The organism is Paraburkholderia sp. BR10954, assembly GCF_040965775.1.
Taxonomy (GTDB): Bacteria; Pseudomonadota; Gammaproteobacteria; order Burkholderiales; family Burkholderiaceae; genus Paraburkholderia; species Paraburkholderia youngii.
In genome coordinates, this window is the sequence record NZ_JBFRCK010000270.1 from 1 (window position 1) to 329 (window position 329).

Consider the following 329-nt stretch of genomic DNA (forward strand, 5'->3'; position numbering starts at 1 on the left):
GCGCACCTGTGCGGGCATGCGTGGGTACGCGAGGCGGTGGTGGTGGCGCGCGAGGAGCGGGCCGGCGAGCCGCAGCTGGTGGCCTATGTGGTGGCCGCAGCGGAGGCGCAGGAAGCGCAGCTTGCGGGGACGCTGCGCGCGCATCTGGTGGGGCAGCTGCCGGACTACATGGTGCCGGCGGCGTTCGTGCGGCTATCGGAGCTGCCGCTGACGGTGAACGGCAAGCTCGACCGCAAGGCACTGCCGGCGCCGGCTGACGATGCCTATGCGCGGCGGGGCTACGAGGCGCCGCGCGGGGAGCTCGAGACGGTGCTGGCGCAGCTGTGGGC

Annotated in this window: 1 protein-coding gene; it reads left to right on the forward strand. The window is 74.2% G+C overall.

Translation table 11 applies throughout. The features are described from left to right. The coding region (locus tag AB4Y34_RS42200) for a hypothetical protein (protein ID WP_368719348.1) at positions 1-329 on the forward strand (329 nt) is incomplete at both ends.